Source organism: Mesorhizobium sp. M0761 (genome assembly GCF_040320205.1).
Lineage (GTDB): Bacteria > Pseudomonadota > Alphaproteobacteria > Rhizobiales > Rhizobiaceae > Mesorhizobium.
In genome coordinates, this window is sequence record NZ_JAMYPF010000016.1 from 46,997 (window position 1) to 65,759 (window position 18,763).

At 65.9% G+C, this 18,763-nt stretch carries 14 protein-coding genes and 1 pseudogene; 8 read left to right on the forward strand and 7 right to left on the reverse strand.

Translation table 11 applies throughout. The features are described 5' to 3' along the window. Window positions 1-83: 83 nt before the first annotated feature. The gene (tssH, locus tag NKI32_RS23145) at window positions 84-2,858 is read left to right on the forward strand and encodes a type VI secretion system ATPase TssH (protein ID WP_023709956.1); all 2,775 of its coding nucleotides are present in this window, start codon (window positions 84-86) and stop codon (window positions 2,856-2,858) included. Here tssH and NKI32_RS23150 read toward each other — a convergent pair whose 3' ends face one another. From NKI32_RS23150 to NKI32_RS23175, 6 genes and pseudogenes are all read right to left on the reverse strand, one after another. Beyond that, window positions 2,859-4,094 carry a VWA domain-containing protein gene (locus tag NKI32_RS23150; RefSeq protein WP_353003751.1) on the reverse strand — a complete coding sequence of 412 codons (1,236 nt, stop codon included), beginning with the start codon at window positions 4,092-4,094 and terminating at the stop codon, window positions 2,859-2,861. It abuts the gene before it with no gap. Between the two features lie 2 nt (window positions 4,095-4,096). Further along, window positions 4,097-6,349 (reverse strand): annotated as a pseudogene (locus NKI32_RS23155) (DUF5682 family protein). A 4-nt stretch (window positions 6,350-6,353) separates the two neighbouring features. Continuing rightward, complete coding sequence (locus NKI32_RS23160; RefSeq protein ID WP_353003753.1) at window positions 6,354-7,433, reverse strand: ATP-binding protein; 1,080 nt, start codon at window positions 7,431-7,433, stop codon at window positions 6,354-6,356. Between the two features lie 19 nt (window positions 7,434-7,452). Next, complete coding sequence (locus NKI32_RS23165; RefSeq protein WP_353003755.1) at window positions 7,453-8,886, reverse strand: DUF5691 domain-containing protein; 1,434 nt, start codon at window positions 8,884-8,886, stop codon at window positions 7,453-7,455. Next, complete coding sequence (locus NKI32_RS23170; protein WP_353003757.1) at window positions 8,883-10,286, reverse strand: SWIM zinc finger family protein; 1,404 nt, start codon at window positions 10,284-10,286, stop codon at window positions 8,883-8,885. The genes NKI32_RS23165 and NKI32_RS23170 overlap by 4 nt, the downstream gene beginning before the upstream one ends. A gap of 98 nt (window positions 10,287-10,384) precedes the next feature. Next, the gene (locus NKI32_RS23175) at window positions 10,385-10,924 is read right to left on the reverse strand and encodes an Lrp/AsnC family transcriptional regulator (protein ID WP_023687041.1); all 540 of its coding nucleotides are present in this window, start codon (window positions 10,922-10,924) and stop codon (window positions 10,385-10,387) included. A 48-nt stretch (window positions 10,925-10,972) separates the two neighbouring features. On the opposite strand from NKI32_RS23175, the gene NKI32_RS23180 reads away from it, so the two are divergent. Further along, window positions 10,973-12,151 (forward strand): MFS transporter, encoded by a 1,179-nt coding sequence (locus NKI32_RS23180; RefSeq protein ID WP_023726345.1) that lies wholly within the window; start codon window positions 10,973-10,975, stop codon window positions 12,149-12,151. Window positions 12,152-12,211: 60 nt separating this feature from the next. Continuing rightward, on the forward strand, window positions 12,212-12,631 hold the full coding sequence (locus NKI32_RS23185; RefSeq protein ID WP_023726346.1) for a GNAT family N-acetyltransferase: 420 nt from the start codon (window positions 12,212-12,214) through the stop codon (window positions 12,629-12,631). Here NKI32_RS23185 and NKI32_RS23190 read toward each other — a convergent pair. Then, window positions 12,628-13,743: an anhydro-N-acetylmuramic acid kinase gene (locus NKI32_RS23190; RefSeq protein WP_023749143.1), complete on the reverse strand. Its 1,116-nt coding sequence runs from the start codon at window positions 13,741-13,743 to the stop codon at window positions 12,628-12,630. The genes NKI32_RS23185 and NKI32_RS23190 overlap by 4 nt on opposite strands. A gap of 213 nt (window positions 13,744-13,956) precedes the next feature. Here NKI32_RS23190 and NKI32_RS23195 point away from each other — a divergent pair, with 213 nt between their 5' ends. The 5 genes from NKI32_RS23195 (at window position 13,957) to NKI32_RS23215 (ending at window position 18,719) form a co-directional block, all read left to right on the forward strand. Beyond that, window positions 13,957-14,640 carry an SDR family NAD(P)-dependent oxidoreductase gene (locus NKI32_RS23195; RefSeq protein ID WP_023668581.1) on the forward strand — a complete coding sequence of 228 codons (684 nt, stop codon included), beginning with the start codon at window positions 13,957-13,959 and terminating at the stop codon, window positions 14,638-14,640. 172 nt (window positions 14,641-14,812) lie between these two features. Beyond that, the gene (locus NKI32_RS23200) at window positions 14,813-15,667 is read left to right on the forward strand and encodes a MetQ/NlpA family lipoprotein (protein ID WP_023668580.1); all 855 of its coding nucleotides are present in this window, start codon (window positions 14,813-14,815) and stop codon (window positions 15,665-15,667) included. Window positions 15,668-15,750: 83 nt separating this feature from the next. Beyond that, entirely contained in the window at window positions 15,751-16,839 is a 1,089-nt protein-coding gene (locus tag NKI32_RS23205; RefSeq protein ID WP_023704825.1) for a methionine ABC transporter ATP-binding protein, read from the forward strand. After that, window positions 16,820-17,476: a methionine ABC transporter permease gene (locus NKI32_RS23210; protein WP_023668578.1), complete on the forward strand. Its 657-nt coding sequence runs from the start codon at window positions 16,820-16,822 to the stop codon at window positions 17,474-17,476. Before NKI32_RS23205 ends, NKI32_RS23210 begins: the two co-directional genes overlap by 20 nt. A 136-nt stretch (window positions 17,477-17,612) precedes the next feature. Then, window positions 17,613-18,719, forward strand: a complete 1,107-nt coding sequence (locus tag NKI32_RS23215; protein WP_023815197.1) for an isopenicillin N synthase family dioxygenase — start codon at window positions 17,613-17,615, stop codon at window positions 18,717-18,719. Window positions 18,720-18,763 lie beyond the last annotated feature (44 nt).

Consider the following 18,763-nt stretch of genomic DNA (forward strand, 5'->3'; position numbering starts at 1 on the left):
AAAAGGCCGGCTGCATCAAGCGCTTTGTCAAGCGGCTGCTTATGTGGCAGGCTGTCGACGGGCAGATTGCAGGAGCACGTTCGATGGAACAGCGCCGGTCGTCGCAGGGGTTCAAACGCAAGGAACTGGTTGGCAAGCTCAATCCGGTCTGCCTGCGCGCCTTCAAGGCCGCCGCCGACAGCGCCAAGCTGCGCGGCAATCCTTACGTCGAACTCGTCCATTTCATAGAACAACTGGTGCTGTCCGAGCGTTCGGATGTGCAGATGATCATTGCCGATGCCGGCGTCGATGCCAGCCGGCTTACCAGCGAAATGACCCGCGCCGTCGACAAGCTGCCCTACGGCGCCACCTCGATCGAGGAATTTTCCGACCACATCTTTCACGCCATCCAGGAGGCCTGGAACCTGGCGACGCTGGAATTCGGCATGGAGGAGGTCCGCAGCGCCCATGTCGTGCTCGCCTGCCTGAAGACGCCGGTGCTGGAAGGCCTGGTGGCGAAGATCAGCGGCGAATTCGACAAGATCGACGCCGACGGGGTCATCGCCCGCTTTGCCGAGGTGGTGGACGGTTCGCTCGAAGCCGGCGCCACGGCAGCAGTGGCTCCCACCGCGGAGGCGCCGCGGCGAGCTCCGGGCGGGGATTCCGCGCTGGCCAAATACGCCACAGACCTCACCCAGCGCGCCCATGACGGCAAGATCGACCCGGTCGTCGGCCGAGACCCGGAGATCCGGCAGATCATCGATATCCTGATGCGGCGCCGGCAGAACAACCCGATCCTGACCGGCGAGGCCGGTGTCGGCAAGACCGCGGTGGTCGAGGGGTTTGCCCTGCGCATCGCCCAGGGCGACGTGCCGCCGCCCCTGCAGGGCATCAGCGTGCGTATGCTCGACGTTGGCCTGATGCAGGCCGGCGCCAGCGTCAAGGGCGAGTTCGAGAAGCGCCTGAAGGCGGTGATCGACGAAGTTCAGTCATCCGAGACGCCGGTCATCCTGTTCATCGACGAGGCGCACACGCTGATCGGCGCCGGTGGTGCCGCCGGAACCGGCGATGCCGCCAATCTCTTGAAGCCGGCGCTGGCGCGCGGCGAATTGCGCACCATCGCCGCAACCACCTGGGCCGAGTACAAGCAGCACATCGAAAAGGACCCGGCGCTGACCCGCCGTTTCCAGGTGGTCAAGATCGATGAGCCGTCGGAAGCGGTCGCTGTGCTCATGCTGCGCGGTGTAGCCGGCGTGCTCGAACAGCATCACGAAGTGCAGATCCTGGACGAGGCGATCGAGGCGGCGGTCGGCCTGTCGCATCGTTACATCCCGGCGCGGCAATTGCCCGACAAGGCGGTCAGCCTGCTCGACACCGCTTGCGCCAGGGTGGCGATCTCGCAGCATGCGACGCCGGCCGAGGTCGAGGACATTTTGCGGCGCCGCCAGGCGCTCGAGGTCGAAAGCGGCATCATCGGCCGCGAGGCAGCGATCGGCATCGAAGTAACTGACCGGCAGGCGCGGGTCGAGGCCGGGCTCACTGAGACGGGGACCATGCTCGCCGCCGCCGAGGAGCGCTGGGAGCGCGAAAAGGCGCTGGTTGCCGAGATCCTCGAACTGCGCGCGCGGCTGCGCGGCGACGGCGTCCCGCTCGATGCGGTGGCGACAGCTGAGGCCGATGCCGAACCGGCAGCGCCGGACGAAGAAAAGACCAAGGTGCCCAAGGCCGAGACGCCCAAGGCCGAAGCGTCCGAGACCGAAGCGCCGGCTGCCGAGGCTGCGCCGTCAGATCCTGTCGCCGATCTGGCGCGGCTGCGTGAACTCATGGCCGAGCTTGCCACCGCGCAAGGCGAGACGCCGCTGATCCTGCCATCGGTCGACCGCAATGCGGTCGCTGCCGTGGTCCAGGACTGGACCGGCATCCCGACGGGACGGATGCTGTCCAGCCAGACCGAAAAGGCGCTCAAGCTCGCCGACACTTTGTCCGAACGAGTCGTCGGCCAGGATCACGCCATGGAGATGATCGCCAAGCGCGTGCAGACCAGCCGCGCCGGGCTCGGAGCGCCGGAAAAGCCGGTCGGCGTGTTCCTGCTCTGCGGCCCCTCCGGTGTGGGCAAGACCGAGACGGCCCTGGCGCTGGCCGAGACGCTCTATGGCGGCGAGCAGAACCTGATCTCGATCAACATGTCCGAATTCCAGGAGGCGCACACCGTCTCGACGCTCAAGGGCGCACCGCCCGGCTATGTCGGCTACGGCAAGGGTGGCATTCTCACCGAGGCCGTGCGCCGAAAACCCTATTCGGTGATCCTGCTCGACGAGGTCGAGAAGGCGCATCCCGACGTCCACGAGATCTTTTTCCAGGTCTTCGACAAGGGCATGATGGATGACAGCGAGGGAAGGCGCATCGACTTCAAGAACACGCTGATCCTGCTGACGTCCAATGTCGGGTCCGAAGTCATCATGGAGCGGACCGGCAACGGCACGGTGAGGGCAGGGCTCGACGGCCTCGATGCTGCCCTGCGCGCTCCACTGCTGAAGGTGTTTCCAGCGGCCTTCCTCGGCCGCGTCGTGACCATCCCTTACTATCCGCTTTCGGATTCGATGATCGAGGCCATCACCCGCCATCAGTTCGGCAAGATCGCGCGGCGGCTGCGCGCCAGCCACGACGCCGAACTGGTGATCGGCGACGGCGTCATGGCGCTGGTCAAGGCGCGCTGCACCGAAATCGAGTCCGGTGGCCGCATGATCGACGCCATCCTCACCAACACGCTGTTGCCGGAACTCAGCCGCGGCGTGCTGAACCGGTCGCTCGACGGCGAGAAGATGACCAAGGTGACCGTCAGCGCTTCCACTGACGGGTTTGCCTATTCGTTCGAATAGTCAGGCCTGACTGCTCGGCTCCGTCTCGGCGCGGATCAGCTTGATGTCGGCGCCGGCTGCCCAGGCGCCGATATCTTCGCGCCGCAACGCCGCCGCCATCATGTCGGGAAACAGGTCCGGCGTGCAGGCGAAGACCGGTATGCCAAGTGCCGCGACCGAAGCCGACATCGCCGGATCATAGCCCGGCCGGCCCTGATCGGTCAGCGCCAGCAGCACGATGACATTGACGCCGGACCGGACCAGCGCCGCAAGCCGCCGCAGCAAGTCCTGGCCGTTGCCGCCCTCATAGAGGTCGGTGATCAGCACGAAGTGGGATTTGGTCGGCCGCTCGATGCGGTCGGCGCAATAGGCGACCGCCTGGTTGATGTCGGTGCCGCCGCCGAGCTGCACGCCAAACAGCACCTCGACCGGGTCGCTGAGCTCTTCGGTCAGGTCGACGATGGCCGTGTCGAAACAGACCAGCTTGGTGCGCACGACCGGCAGCGACGCCATCACCGCGGCGAAAATCGAGGCGTAGATCACCGAACTCGCCATCGAGCCGGACTGGTCGACGCACAGCACCACTTCGTCGAGATCGACTAGCCGGCGTTGCTTGCGCATGAAGCCGACCAGTTTTTCCGGCACGACGGTTTTGTGCTCAGGCTGGTAGTGGCGAAGATTGGCCGAGATGGTGCGCGGCCAGTCGATGTCGCGTTGGCGCGGCCGGTTGGTGCGTCGCGACTTGTCGAGCGCGCCACGGATCGCCTCGGCGGTCTTCTGCTCCAGCCGCTGCATCAGCTTGGCGACGATGTCGGCGATGATGGTGCGGGCAATGTCCTTGGTCTTGGCCGGCATCACCGAACGCAGCGAGATCAGGTCGGCGACGAGGTTGACGTCGGCCTCGATCGCCTTGAGGAATTCCGGCTCCATCAGCATCTGCTTCAGGTTCAGCCGCTCAAAGGCATCCTTCTGGACGATCTGGACCACCTGGGCGGGAAAGAAGGAGCGGATATCGCCCATCCATTGCGCCACGCGTGGCGCCGAGCGGCCGAGCCCGCCGCGCCGCTTGCGCGGGTCGGCATCGGCATTGGCGCCGTCGCCGTAAAGCGCATCGAGCGCCGAAGACAGTTTTTTGTCATCACTGGAAAGGGCGGAGGAAGCCTCGTCATCGGCGCCGATCGCCAGCCGCCAGCGGCGCTCGCGCCCGCTATCGGAGGATGCTGGGCCGGGTTCGGGCACTTCGGCTTGGTCATCCATTGTCACACTCCGCCCGCCAGCAATGGCCCAACCCGCTCCAGGTGCCTGCGCCAGCCCTCGCCGCCATCAGGCGCCGGCGTCAGGCCGGCCGGCAACCTTGCGGTGCGGCCGAGCACGGCCTCGATCAACCGCCGCCGCTCCATCGAGTCCAGATTGGAGAAGACACGGCGCAGCAACGGCAGATGCGCGATGAAGGCGTCTTCGTCGAGGGATTTCAGCCACGCATCGACGGCGCCGCGCAGACCCTCGTCATAGATCAGCCTCTGGCCGGCAGTGCTGAAAAAACCTTCGAAGAACCCTGCTGCCTGGGCGACCGGCGTCCCCGGCGACAGCCTGCGTCCGAGCAGCCCGGCGGCGTCCTCGGCCGAGAGTTGGCCGGCTTCATAGAGCAGATGCGCGGCGCAGCCGGCGAGCAGCGCCGTCGAGCGCGGACCTTGCAGCACGCCGGTTAGGCCGTTGCGCCATGCATCGAGCACGCCTTCGCCGGGCTCGACCAGCCGGATCGCCGTGTCGGCCTTGCGCACAGCACCGACCAGCGTGGTGGCGGCCTGCTCGTCCAGGTCGCGCACCGCATAGGGCAGCGCGATCGCGCCTTCGACGATCAACCGTTCCAACAAACCGGACAGCCGGTTGGTTTCGGTCTTGCGCGCCTCGCCGTAACGGATGATGTCGGCAAGCGGCGGCACCGAGGCCAGCATCTCCAGGCATTCGCTGCTGTGCGCTGCGCGCGCCTCCAACGCTACAAGGCCGGCGCTCGCGGCCTCCGACAGATCCGCCGTAATGGCGCTCTGGACAAGGGCGGCAAGCGTGTCGAGGCTCGCGGCCGCACCGAGCATCTAGATCAGGCGGCCATTGGCGGCCTTTTCGATAGTCGGGCCGTAGATCAGGTTCTCGACCAGGCGCACGGCATATTCCGGCTCCCAGGCCAGCGTCCATTTTTCGCGAAAGGTGCCGCGGCTGCGGCCGGCGTCAGCCAGCCTGCCCCATTGCACGCCAAGCACGTTCAGCCGGTGCAGCAATGTCGAACGAAACAGTCCGCTTTCGCTGCGCAGATCGACCGACAGCTCGCGTTCCAGCGCCTCCGGCTTCAGCCGCGCCGCCTTCTGGTTGCGCTGCAGGTCCTCGATCAGCGGCGCCAGCGGCGTGTCGGGCGGAATCTCGCCGACATCCGCGCCCAAAAGCAGCTCGGCCTCGACCAGCGCCCACAGCACCGCTTCGCCGTTGAACAGCGCCGCGATCGCGGCATCGCGCAATTCCTCGAAGCCGGGCTTCGGCCGCTCGCGAATGGCAGCCAGTGTGCGCGCAAGCCGCTCGGCCTCGATCAGCGACGCGGTCGACACCAGATGGCCCTTCGCCCGCAGCACCGCCGCGATCGTCGCCAGCCACAGCGTCGCGGCGTCGCGCCGCCCTCGTGTGCGCCACAGATGCTTGCACCAGCCGGGCGCGACGACGCCAGCGCCATAACCATAGCCCAGCGCAAGACGCGGCCCGGTCCATGGCGCCCATGTCATGATGCTTTTGCGCCGGGCAATTCCCTTGATCAGCGCCTGGTCGTTCTTCTGCGTGTGCGCGGCCTGCAGGGCCGGCACATGCCATGCGCCGCAGACGACGGCGATCGGTCCGGCGAATTCCTTGCGCGCGGCGGCGATTTCCAATCGCATATGCGCTTCACGCTTGGCCTCGAACGGCGCGATCGCACCTTCGCCGTCGCGCAGCGTCGTCATCGCATCGGTGATGGCAGCGAAGATTGGACCCGGCTGCGGATTCTGCTCGATAATGTCGGCCCACCAGCTTTCGCCATCTTCATAGCCGGCGGCCGCAGCCAGCGTGCCGATCGGGTCGCGATGCGATGCGGGCTCGCCATCCTCACGGGTTTCGTCCTTGGGTTCGGGCTTGTCGGCGTCAGCCGTTTTGTCGGTGTCGTCGGTTGCCGGTGCCGCGAACCGTGCCGATGACGGCAGGTCGATGAACCGCAATGCCGCCTTGTTCTCCACCGCCCACACCGCCGCCTGGTATTCCGGCGAGAACTCGGCGAACGGCCAGAAACTTGTCGCGGCCGGGTCGTCCTCGGGGTAGCAGAGCAGCGCCACCGGCGGCTGCATCTGCGGGCGCGCCAGCAATGGCAGCAGGGCGGACGCGTCGCTCGGCCCTTCGATCAGCACCGCGACCGGCTGCAAGTCCCGCAGCGCCTGCACCAGGCTGTCGGCGGAGCCCGGCCCGTGATGGCGGATGCCGAAATAGGCGACGTCGCTCATGACCTCAGATCGCTGCGTTCAGTGCCGCGTAATAGCCGGCATAGTCCGGCCGCTTCTTGAGCACCGTTTCGAGATATTCCTCCAGCACCACCTTGTCCTGCACCGGGTCCTTGACGATGGCGCCGACAAGGCTGGCGGCGAGGCCTTCGGCGCCGAGTTTGCCGCTGTCGAACCACGCCGCCTGGCTGAGGCCGCCGACCATGGTGGCGATCGCCTCGGCGGTCGACAATGAACCCGAAGGCGTCTTCAGCGTCACCTTGCCGTCAGCGGTTGCGCCCGAGCGCAGCTCGCGGAAAATGGTCAGCACGCGCGCAATCTCCTCGCCGACATTCTTCGGCACCGGCAGGTCGAGGCCGCCGGCCATCTCGTCGACCCGCTTGGAGACGATCGCCACCTCTTCGGCCATGTCTTCGGGCAGCGGCAGAACCACCGCATTGAAGCGGCGCTTGAGCGCCGAGGACAGTTCGTTGACGCCCTTGTCGCGGTTGTTGGCGGTGGCGATGATGTTGAAGCCGCGCTGGGCATAGAGCGAGGTGTTGAGTTCCGGGATCGGCATCATCTTTTCCGACAGCACGGTGATCAGCGTGTCCTGCACGTCCGAGCCCATGCGCGTCAACTCTTCCAGGCGGCATAGCTTGCCGCTCTCCATGGCGCGGTAGAGCGGCGTCGGCACCAGCGCCTCCTGGCTCGGCCCTTTGGCCAAAAGCTGCGCATAGTTCCAGCCGTAGCGGATCTGGTTCTCGTCGGTGCCGGCCGTGCACTGCACGATCAGCGTCGAGTTGCCCATGATGGCGGCGGCGAGATGTTCCGACACCCAGGACTTGGCGGTGCCGGGAACGCCGAGCAACAGCAGCGCGCGGTCAGTAGCGAGTGTCGCCACCGCGGTTTCCATCAGCCGGCGGCGGCCAACATATTTCGGCGATATCACGGTGCCGTCGCTTGCCTTGCCGCCGAGCAGATAGGTCAGCACGGCCTTCGGCGACAGGCTCCATCCGGCCGGCTTCTGGCGTTCGTCATTGCGCGCCAGCGCCTGCAGTTCAGCGGCATAGGCCTGCTCGACAGGGAGGCGGATGGCTGCGTTCATGGTGCTGTTCTCCGGATTGTCATGTGTTGGTTCCCGTCATTGCCGCGTTGAGGCGCAGGAAAGCGAGCGAGGCTGCCGCCGGCAGCATGCCGGCCGCAACAATGTCGCCGATCAACCGTTCAGCGGTCTCCGCTGTGGCAAGAAAGCCTATCGTTTCCAGGGCGTGGTCCGCGCTTCGCTTCGCGGGCTCGTCGTTTCCCGCAACCATGGTGCGCAGTGCCGACAGCGCCTTGCCATTTGTCAAATCGTCCCATTCAAGCCAACTCGCTTCGGCGCCTTCGACCAGGTTGAGCGCTTCAAGATTTTGAGCGTCCTTCAGGATCTGCCTGATCAGGTTCCGCTTCCTGCCGCTGTCCAAACGCAACATGAGGTGGAAGACAAACAATGCCGACTTGCCACCTTCGGCGACAAGCGTATCCGCCAACAGCGCCACCGTGGCATCGCTGCCGGACACGGCGACCATCCGAACGAGAGACAGATCCGCTCTGTCATCGGCACCGAATTGCCATGCCCCGATGAAATCGGACTCTGTTTTGCCGAAATGCGCCGCAAGATCGACCAGGTAACAGCTTGCGAACAGGTCGACGCGACGACTTTCTTGCGCAGCCGATTTGAGTTTTGCCGGCATGTATGTGGTGCGGCGGCGGATGAAGCCGGATTTGCCTTCTGTGATGAAGGCGGCGAGTTCGGCAACGGGGTCGTCGGCTCCGTCGTTGCCCGGCCGGCCATGCTCGCCCAGCCTTGCCAGCAGCCGGCCCGCCAGCTCCCGCACCTTGCCGGAGCGGTCGGTGGCCAGGCTTTTCAGGAATGGCGCGTCCGTGGCCGTCAGGTTGAAATGCATGAGTTCGATGAGCGCCAGCCGGACTTCAGCCGGCTCGCCCGTCGCCTTGGCTTCCATCAGGCTGCGGGCCGTGGCCGGATCGCGACGGCGCATCTCGGCCAACGCGATACGGCGCGCGGCGGGGTAAAAGTCATCCCAGTTCTGCGCCGTCAGCTGCTCCTGCGGGGCAATCTTCAGCCCCTCGACGCTGGCCTGCCAGTCGATCCACGGCGCATAGATGTCAGGGCTGTTCTGGTCTGATGCCGAAGGCATCCAGTCCATCGGATGCAGCACGTAGCCGCGGCTGGCGACGAGCGTCGCGACACGCGACTTGCGCTGCGCATCGGCGGCGTTCTTCAGGGCCGCCCGCAACAGCGGCCGCAACCGCTCCGGCAGCAGCGGCAGGCCAAGCCTCGGCAGCGGCGGGCGCCGCTTCAGCGACTTCGGCGCGGCTGGCCTTAAGCCCACATCGAGCGCCTGCGCGGCGATGGCCAGCAACAGCCGCTCCCGTTCGTCCGGGCTTGCGCCGCCGGCGATTTCCTTCCACGCGGCTGGCGCCAGATCGAACGCAGTTCCGCCGGTGATCCAGCAGTCGCGCATCGTCGCCAGGCCGGTTTGCTCGAGCTCGTTCATGACAGATCGAGCCTCCCGAAGCCGCTTTGCGCGGCGAGCAGATCGAGCCGCGCGCCGTTCCACAGGGCTGCCGTTGCCGAAAGGTCGAGACCGAGCACGGTTTGATCGACGGTTCCGGCGACAGGCAGGGCGATCCCTTGCGGGTCGTGCGCCGCTTGCCACCAGGCGGTGCCGCGCTCATCGAGCAGGATCGCGCCGGCAGGCAGCATCAGCGGGCTATCGGTCGACCAGGGTGCTGCGTCCTGGTGCGCCGCATGCGCCGCCAGCGGATCCTTGACAATGCCGAGGCCGAAATCCGGCCAGGCGCCCGACACGACATCGCCCTTGCGCTCCGCTACCAGCGCCCGCAGCCGTTGGCGTGACGGATAGAACACCAGCCTTGCATCGAACCGGTCGCCAGGTGTGAACGCGGCAGAGCGGCGGCCGGCCGAGGCCGGAAAGAAATCGAGTAGCAGCGCAAATTGCGGCGTCGGGCTTTTCAGGTCGAGCAGCCAGGTAGAATGGCTGACAAGGCCGTCGCGGCGGGTCTCGATCTTCTCGCCGATGACTTCCCACTGGCTGTCGACCTGTCTTGCATCGGGATTGGCCAGCACCTGGTCGCGGGTTTCGGATGCCGACACCAGCCGCTTCAATTCGGGATCGTCTGGCGCCGAGCGCCAGGCCTTGGCCAGCAAAACCAGCTTGCCGAGTTCGCGGATCGCCGCGTCCGGCCGTTCCTCGCTGCGCAGCGCCATTAGCCGGGCCGGGATTTCGTCGATGCGTCCCGCAAGCGCCGTTGCTTTCATGTCGACCAGCCTGGCGGCAATGCGGCGGCAGCGCTCGCTGCTGGCGTCGGCAAAGGCGGAAAGGCCGAGCCGCAGCTGGTCGGCAATCCACTGGTCGAGTTCGTCCAGCGCGCCTGCCACCGCGGTGCGCGCATCTTCCGCCCGCTTGCGCTGCGCCGTCTCGCGGCGCTCCGTCGCGGCGGCGTCATCGACGGTGCTTTCCTCTGCCTGCGAGGCCTCGCCAATGCTCTTGCCAGACGCGCCCCTGCCAGCCTTTGCGTCGACCGGCGGGGGCGCACTCTTCCAGCGCCGGCCAAGCCAGTCATTGACCCATTCCGGCGTTGTTTCGGCTGATGTGAAGCTGGCCGGCGCCGTGGCGGCGATCCACATCAGCGCCAGCGTGTGCTTGCAGGGAAATTTTCGCGACGGGCAGGTGCATTTGTAGCCGTGGTCGCCGGTGTCGACGACGGTGCGATAGGGGTTGGATCCCGAGCCCTGGCATTCGCCCCAGATCAGCGCCTGCTGCTCGTTCTTCTCCAGCCGCGGCCAGTTCGAGCGCTTGGTGAGCTTCGAGGCGGCGCTTAGCGACGCCTGATCGGGGGCCAGCGCCTCGATGGTTTTCAGTTCGAATTCCAAGCCGCGCCTCTCGTCACCCCAAATCAATGCCTGGCATCAATATAGGGTGCCTTTTGTGAAGGATTGTTGTGGCCCCGGCAAGACGAAGATAGCGCAGATCAGTACAGCGGCGTGGCCATATGCCGGGGCGTCGGCCATTGCGCCGTGATCTCGGGCTGCACCGGGCGCTCGAGATAGGTCGACAGCACGACATAGCTTCGCGTCGAGGTGACGCCGGGCGTTTCGTAGAGACGCGCCAGCAGGCCTTCGAGCGCCCTGGTGTCCTCGGTGCGGACCTTGAGAAGCATGCAGGTGTCGCCGGCCACCGAATGGATTTCCTCGACCTCAGGATATTGGGAGACGGCCATCAGCTCCGGTGTCTTGCCCCAGCCCTTGGTATCGATATGCACGAAGGTGAGCAGCGGCTTCTTCACCGCCTTCGGGTCGATGATCACAGCCGTGCCGCGGATGGCGCCGCTGCGCCGCAGGCGCTTGACCCGCTCATGCGCCGCCGGCGGCGACAGGCAGACGCGTTCGCCAAGTTCGGCGTAGCTGATCGTCGCATCCTCGACCAGCACGCCTAATATTTTTCGGTCGATTGCGTCGAGCTCTCGGGGAGCTACCTTGTTCTGCAGAACCCCATCTGTTTCTTCGTCCATATCGAAATTCCTTGTTGTCGCGGAATTCAGTTCGGCCATTATGACCCGATGACGAACGCGCATCAAGCTGCAACGCTCCATCAGCCGATCCCGGCGCTGGCCTATCTCCTGACCGGCTGCATCGCCGTCATCGGCTCGAACTCGCTGGTCCTGGGTCCAATTGCTCCGGCAGTCGCCGCATCCTTCGGCACCAGCGTGCCGGCGGTGATGGCCGCGTCGGCCGCCTTCGGCCTCGGCACTTCGGCCAGCGCGTTGTTCCTCGCCCGCTATATCGACGGCGTCGGCGCCCGCCGCATGCTGCAGGGCGCGCTGCTTCTTCTGGCCGTCGGGCTTCTCGCCAGCGCGCTGGCGCCGACGGTGATCATGCTGGTCGCGGCCCAGGCCGTCGCCGGCATCGCCGCCGGCGTCGCCATGCCGGCCATCTATGCCAGTGCAGCGGCAATTGCGCCGCCCGGCCGCGAAAGCGGCACGATCGGCGTCGTGCTGACCGGCTGGACGGTCTCCATGGTGGCCGGCGTGTCGCTGTCGGCCGTGCTTGCCGATCTCGTGCACTGGCGCGCCGTCTTCGCCGCCGTCGCGGTGCTTTCCGCCATTGCGCTTGCTGCCTTGTCGATGACCTCGCTCAGCGACGTCAGGAAGAGCGGCCCGGCACCGTCGCCGTTCGTTGCGCTGGCCATTCCGGGGATCGTGCCGCTGCTCATCGCCTGCACCGCCTTCATGACCGCTTTTTACGGCGTCTACGGCTATCTCGGCGATCATCTGCACCAGGATCTGGGCGAGCCCGTCAGCGCCAATGCGCTGGCCGCGCTCGCCTATGGCGCCGGCTTCGGCGCCGCGGCCTTCCTCGACGGCGTCATCGACCGCATCGGCGCGCGGCGCGTCATGCCCTTCGCCTATCTGCTGGTCGCCGTCGTCTATGTCGCCATCGCGCTCGCAAGCAGCAATTTTGTGCTGATCCTGGCTATGATCGCCATATGGGGCCTTGCCAATCATTTCGGCCTGAACGTGTTGGTGATGCGCCTTACCGCGCTCGATCCGTCGCGCCGTGGCACCATCATGGGCCTGAACAGTTCGGTCACCTACCTCGCCGTCTTCATCGGCACCACCAGCTTCGGGCCGCTTTATTCATCGTTCGGCTTTGCCATCTGCGCGATCGTCGCCGCCGTGCTGATGCTGGTTGCGGCAGCAGCGGGGTCATGGCGATCGCCGCCGCCCATCAAGCCGTAAAGCTTGCGTCCTCATCCCGTCCTTCGCTAGAGCTTGGCTTGCCATGCGAGCCCCGCCCGGATGAAGACGACGCTTGAAACCACTGCCGACCCCTCGTCAGACGACCTCGCCTTCCTGGCCGAGCGGCTGACGGCGTTCAATGACGGCGATGTCGGCCCCTCCGGCCGCAAGCCGATCGCGGTCTTCGTTCGTGACGAGCACGGCGCTGTCGTCGCCGGCATTTCGGGATACACCGCCTGGGGCTGGCTCTATGTGCAATGGCTGTGGGTCGACGAACGCCTGCGCGGCCAGCATATGGCCGGCGACATGCTGGACGCTGCCGAGCGCGAAGCAGTCGCCCGGGGCTGCCAGAACGCCTGGATCGACACGTTCAATCCGACAGCGGCCAAAGTCTATGAGCGGCAAGGCTACCGGCGCTTCGGCGAACTGCCTGACTTTCCCACCGGCCGCAGCCGCATCTTCCTGCAGAAGAAGCTCTAACCTGCCAGCCGCCCGCCTTGCATCGGCTGCGGCACGCCGGTGGTGCTGGGAAAGCTGATCGGCAGGCCGCGCAGCACGCGCACGGCAAGGAAGGCAAAGCATTCGGCCTCCACCGCATCGCCTTTCCAGCCCAGTGTCTCGGCCTGCACCACCTCGACGTTGGCGCGCCTCGCCAGCATCGCCATCATCGTCGGGTTGCGGCGGCCGCCGCCACTGACCGCTAGGCGCTTCGGCCGGCGCGGCAACAAATCGAGCGCCTTGCCGACGGCCGAGACGGTGAAGGCCGTCAGCGTCGCCGCCCCATCCTCTGCGCTGAGGCCGTCGGCCATGGCGGCGCCGAAGTCGAAACGGTCGAGCGATTTCGGATAGGGCTTGGTCAGATACGGATGCTGGAGCAATTTGGCCAGCCGCACTTCATCGACGGTGCCGGCCGCGCCCAGTGCGCCGTCGCGGTCCATCTCGCCGAGGCCGTTTGCCTTGATGAAATCGTTGAGCGGTGCGTTGGCCGGGCCAGTGTCGAAGGCGACGATGTTGTCCTTGCCGTCCCACCAGGTCACGTTGCCGACACCGCCGAGATTGAGCACAGCGGTGTCCCCGCTGGCGTCGGCTTCCCTCAAAAGGGCCGCGTGGTAGGCAGCCGCCAGTGGTGCGCCCTGGCCGCCAGCGCGCACATCGTCCGAGCGGAAATCATAGGCGACCTTGGCGCCCAGGATCGAATGCATCAGCTCGCCGTCGCCCAACTGGCGCGTATCGCCGCGCCGCCCGGGTTGCGGGGCACGATGCAGCACGGTTTGGCCGTGAAAGCCGACCACGCCGATATCGCCCATGGTCAGGCCGTAGCTTTCGACAAGGTCCTTCACCGCCGCCGACTGCGCCCGCGTCAGCGCCTCCTCGGCTTCGGCAAAGATCGCCGGCTCCGGCCCGTCGAAATTCCACACCCGGGCCTGACGCAGCGTCTCCTCCAGCAAGGCACGGATCGCTGCGGGGTAGGGGGCCAGCGTATAGGTGCCGAAATCGGCGATCCGCTCGCCATCGGTCTTGATCAGCGCCACGTCGATATTGCCGTCAAGCACGGTGCCGGTCATCAGGCCGACGGCCCAGATTGGTTCCACGGTCGACTCCCTTGCGACACCGTTTGCGATTCCAACGCAATCACCTGTCGGACGGATTGTCTCGCCAGGCAAGACCCTGGCCGCGGTCGATTGCTCCGAACCTGCCGGCAGAGTTTTTCACCGAACAGCGAAAATCGAGCAACGCCGTTCTTGCGTCTCGCCGCTCAAGACGCCAGCTATGAGACGAACACGTCATCGCCAAGGAGAAACGACATGGCATCCGAAGTCGCAGTGATCGCCGGCGCGGGTGCGGGCCTGAGCGCCTCTTTGGCACGCCTTCTCACCACGGAAGGCTATCGTGTGGTGCTGGCCGCCCGCAACACGGCCAAACTCGCGGCGCTGGTCGGGGAAACCGGCGCGCTGGCCGTCGAAACCGACGTCGCCGATCCGGCCTCCGTCGCCGGCCTGTTTGACGCCGCCGACAAGCAAGGCCCGCTGGCCCTTGCCGTCTTCAATGCCAGCGGCCGCACGCGCGGCCCGATCGCCGAGGTCGATCCCGATGCGGTCAAACAAGCCTTGCTTGTCGGCGCCTATGGCGGCTTCCTGGTCGGCCAGCAAGCGGCGCGGCGGCTGCTTGCGCGCGGCTCCGGTTCGATTCTTTTCACCGGCGCCTCCGCCAGCATCAAGGGCTTTCCCAACTCCGCCGGCTTTGCCATGCCGAAATTCGGCCTGCGCGGTCTGGCTCAGTCGATGGCGCGCGAACTCTTCCCGAAGAACATCCATGTCGCCCATTTCATTATCGACGGCCAGATCGAGCCGGTCGGGACGAAACCCGAGCGACCGGACAGCCAGCTGTCGCCCGATGCGATCGCGCAGACCTATCTCGCGACCCATCGCCAGCATCGCAGCGCCTGGAGCTTCGAGGTCGAGCTGCGGCCCTTTGTCGAGACATTCTGACCGGTCCGGCGTGACCGTTCTCGCAATTGCGAAATCTTTGAGAGAATATTCCCGGCTTCGTGTTTGAGAAGAAATGCGGTTCTTTGATCCGGCAAGCAGCATTGCCGATGATGTCGTCAAGGCTTGGTATTCCACCTCGCCGCAATGACTTCAGGATTACGAGGGATCGACAATGTCCGAACGCGGAAACGCTTCCAGCTCTCTTCTTTTTTCAGCCATCAGCCGGCGAGCTGCCCTTGCGGCACTTTTTGCCTCGGCCGTCACGCTTGCCGGTCTGGCTCAGCCGACGCCGTCCTTCGCCGAGGACAAGAAGTCTATCAAGGTCGGCATCATCAGCGGCGAGGATGAGGATGTCTGGCGCGTCGTCGTCGCCCAGGCCGCCGAAAAAGGCCTGACCGTCGAGACCGTGGTGTTCAACGACTACACCCAGCCCAACGAGGCGCTCGAGCGCGGCGAGATCGACGCCAACGCCTTCCAGCACCAGCCCTATCTCGACAACCAGATCAAGACCCAAGGGTACCACATCGTGCGCGTCGGCTACACCGGCGTCTGGCCGATCGGCCTCTACTCCAAGAAATACACCAAGGTTGCCGACCTGCCCGAAGGCGCCGTCATCGGCTTGCCCAACGACCCCTCGAATGAGGGCCGCGCGTTGCGCGTTCTGCAGAACGAAGGCGTGATCAAGCTGAAGGACGGCACCGGCATCCTGGCGACCACCGCCGACATTGCCGAGAACCCTAAGAAGGTCGTCATCAAGGAACTGGACGCCGGCATTGTCGGCCGCTCGGTCGAGGATCTCGACGCGGCTGTCGTCAACACCGACTGGGCGCTGAAGAGCGGTCTCGGCCCGGACAACCGCATCGCCCAGGAGCCAGTGGCCGACAACCCCTACCGCAACTTCATCGCCGTGAAATCCGGCAACGAGAACGAGGCGTGGGTGAAGACGCTGGTCGCGTCCTACCAGAACGAGGCGGTCAAGGCCGAGTTCGACAAGGTCTACAAGGGCACCGGGATCAGCGCCTATTGATTGGCGCCTGGTTGTCAGGAGCAGGCGGCCCGCTGTTGAGCGGGCCGCTGTCGCATTTGTCGAGCGTTGAAACGGACAGTGAGATGAACCAGCACGTCACGGCCGAGGCATCCGGTCCGGTCAATATATCGGCCGGGCAAGAAGATGTCGTACGCCTCGTCGACCTCAAGCGCCGCTTTGGCGCGACGCCTGCGCTCGACGGCGTCTCGCTGACGGTGAAGAAGGGCGAGATCCTCGGCATCATCGGCCGCAGCGGAGCCGGCAAGTCGACGCTGATCCGCTGCCTCAACGGGCTGGAGCGGCCGGACTCCGGCGACGTCTTCATCGAGGGCCGCGAGATCGGCCGGCTCGGCGAGCGTGAATTGCAGCCGCTGCGGCGTCGCATCGGCATGATCTTCCAGCACTTCAATCTGCTGTCGGCCAAGACCGTGGAGGACAATGTCGCGCTGCCGCTAAAGATCGAGGGCCGCCCAAAGGCCGAACGGCTGGCGCGCGCCGCCGAATTGCTCCACCTCGTCGGCCTGTCGGAGAAGGCGAAGGCCTATCCGTCCTCGCTGTCGGGCGGCCAGAAGCAGCGCGTCGGCATCGCCAGGGCGCTGGCCGCGCGGCCAGCGCTGCTGCTGTCCGACGAGGCGACCTCAGCGCTCGATCCGGAGACGACGCGCTCCATCCTGGCCTTGCTGAAAGACATCAACCGGCAGCTCGGCCTGACCATCCTGCTCATCACCCACGAGATGGAGGTGATCCGCTCGATCGCCGACCGCGTCGCGGTGATCGATGCCGGGCGCATCGTCGAGCAAGGCCCGGTGTGGTCGGTCTTTGCCGAGCCGCGTTCCGAAATCACCAGGAGCCTGCTCGGCGGCATCCGCCCGCAACTGCCGGCCGAGATTGCCGGCCGGCTTGCTCCCGGAGGCGGCGCCGAGCTCATCCTCAGGGTCGACGTCGCAGGTGAGGCCGCGCGCGGTCCGCTGCTGTCCGATCTTGCGGTGGCGGTGCCGGGGCCTTTCCGCCTCGTCCATGGTGGCATCGACCATGTCCAACAGCAGCCGGTCGGCACGCTGTTCCTTGCGGTCGCGGGCAACGATCCGAAACATCTGTCGAAAGTAATCGCATTCCTGAAGGCCCGCGACGCGCGGGTGGAGGTGCTTGGCCATGTCGCCGGTTCTGTTTGAACTTCTGCTGCGTTCGATCTGGGAGACGGTCCTGATGACAGCCGCGTCCGGTCTCATCTCGCTCGTCTTCGGACTGCCGCTCGGCCTGGCATTGATTGCCACCGAGCGCGGCGGCATTGCCGAAAGCCTGTGGGTGAACCGCGCGCTCGGCGCCGTCATCAACGGCTTCCGCTCGGTGCCTTTCATCATCCTTCTGGTGGCGCTGATCCCGGTGACGCGGCTGATCGTCGGCACCTCGATCGGCACCTGGGCGGCGATCGTGCCGTTGTCGATTGCGGCGACGCCCTACTATGCCCGCATCGCCGAAGTGTCGCTGCGCGAGGTCGATCGCGGCCTGATCGAGGCGGCGCGCGCCATGGGCGGCAACCGCTGGACGATCATTCGCGAGGTGCTGGTGCCCGAAGCATTGCCCGGCATCGTCGCCGGTTTCACGGTGACGCTGGTAACGCTGATCGGCGCCTCGGCCATGGCCGGCGCCATCGGTGCCGGCGGGCTTGGCGACCTCGCCATCCGCTACGGCTACCAGCGTTTTGAGACCAGCGTCATGGTCGCCGTGGTCATTGTGCTGATCATCCTCGTTTGCGGCATCCAGTGGGTCGGCGACCGGCTGGTCGCCAGGCTGGACCGGCGCGGATGAGCGCCACGAACGTTATTTGCCGGCAGGCTGCCAAACGCAGCGCCGGCTTTCTCTATCGGCGCCGAGATTGGATTGCGCGTTGCTTTGATCGGACCGGCCTGCGTGCCACCGTGACAGCGGAACAAGGAGCTTGACCATGCCCAGGATCGTACCCGTGCTTGATCTCGGCCGTCTCGAACAGGGCGCTTCCGAGCGGCGAACGTTTCTCTTCGACCTGCGCACGGCCGCGCGCGATGTCGGCTTCTTCTATTTGACCGGCCACGGCATATCGGCTGCGGATACCGCAGAAGTGCTCGACGCCTCGCGCCGGTTCTTTGCCTTGCCGGAAGCCGACAAACTGGCGATCGAAATGGTGAAGTCCTCGCAGTTCCGCGGCTACACGCGCGCCGGCGGCGAGCTGACCAAAGGCAAGGCCGACTGGCGCGAACAGCTCGACATCGGCGTCGAACGCCCGGCCATCGAACAAGGCCCCGGCGTGCCCGCCTGGACGCGGCTGCAAGGGCCGAACCAGTGGCCGGGGGCACTGCCCGAGCTGAAGCCGGCTCTGCTGGCATGGCAGACCAAGGCGACAGCGGTAGCGATCCGGCTGCTCAGGGCCTTCGCTTTGTCGCTCGACCAGACCGAGGATGCCTTCGATCCGATCTACCGGGCCGAGCCCAACCACCGCATGAAGATCGTGCGCTACCCCGGTCGCGACGCCACCGGCAATGACCAGGGCGTCGGCGCGCACAAGGATGGCGGTTTCCTGACGCTTCTGCTGCAGGACGAGAGCAAGGGCCTGCAGGTCGAATATGACGGTGCCTGGGTCGACGTCGATCCGCTGCCCGACACGCTGGTGGTCAACATCGGCGAACTGCTCGAGCTGGCCTCCAACGGGTATCTGAGAGCAACGGTCCACCGCGTGGTAACGCCACCGGCCGGTGTCGAGCGGATTTCGGTGCCCTTCTTCTTCAGCGCCCGGCTCGACGCCACGATCCCGCTGCTCAACCTGCCCGAGGAACTGGCGGCCGAGGCGCGGGGTCCGGCCAGCGATCCCGACAATCCGCTGTTTCGCAATGTCGGTACCAATGTGCTGAAGAGCCGCCTGCGCTCGCATCCCGACGTGGCGCGCCGGCACTATGCCGATCTTCTGGAAACCGACGCCTCACCGGCTGAAATCTTTCAAAACGAGAACGAAATTTCCGAATCTCGCGTTGTTTTAGAAAGCCGTTCGTCGCCATCTGCCGCGAATACGCGCATATAGGAATTATCGTTCGGCGGTTTCCTCCCATTCCACCGAGCGGTGTT